Source organism: Bacillus stratosphericus, from assembly GCF_020524495.1.
GTDB lineage: Bacteria > Bacillota > Bacilli > Bacillales > Bacillaceae > Bacillus > Bacillus stratosphericus_B.
Window position 1 is genome coordinate 1 of sequence record NZ_JAIVLB010000108.1, and the last position, 508, is coordinate 508.

The following is a 508-nucleotide window of genomic DNA, read 5'->3' on the forward strand; positions in this document are numbered from 1 at the left end:
ACCTCAAAAGTCTTTCCACAAAACAGATAATCACGAAGTAGATGAGTTCGTAGGTCTCCTAAGTAACCAATTACGCAAAAACATCCATCATCAAAGACAACTTGTGCTGAGTTCTTTTGGTCATCAACTACAATATCCCCCTCATAAATCTCAACGCCGTTTTTATCCTTTAATCCGGTGTACTGCATATAATCACCATGTTGATCAGCGAAAATTTCATTGATATCACCATCAAAGGTTGGTGCCATCATCCCAATTCGACTTCCATACCAACCTCTGAACTTGATTTCTCTCATTCCGTTTCCTCCTTAGCCGCTAGGCTGTTTTGATTCCGTTAAAGATAGGTCTCCATCCCTCAATAAAGCTCATTGCCTCTTCAAAATCTTTTTGGAGGATGTTCGAGTAGGCGTTCACTCTGTATGCGTCCTTTAAATTCTTCCATAACGCCGAGTAGATTCTTCTCGTATTTTCATAGATTGTTTTATCGACCATGTCCTCGTTCCATAAC

The 508-nt window shown here is 40.2% G+C and carries 2 protein-coding genes; both read right to left on the reverse strand.

Going from position 1 to position 508, the window contains the following annotated elements:
• Positions 1–296: YopX family protein (locus LC033_RS16720; protein WP_226570372.1), on the reverse strand; the 296-nt coding region annotated here is incomplete at its 3' end.
• Positions 297–315: 19 nt separating this feature from the next.
• On the reverse strand, positions 316–508 hold a 193-nt coding region (locus LC033_RS16725), incomplete at its 5' end, for an ORF6C domain-containing protein (protein WP_226570374.1).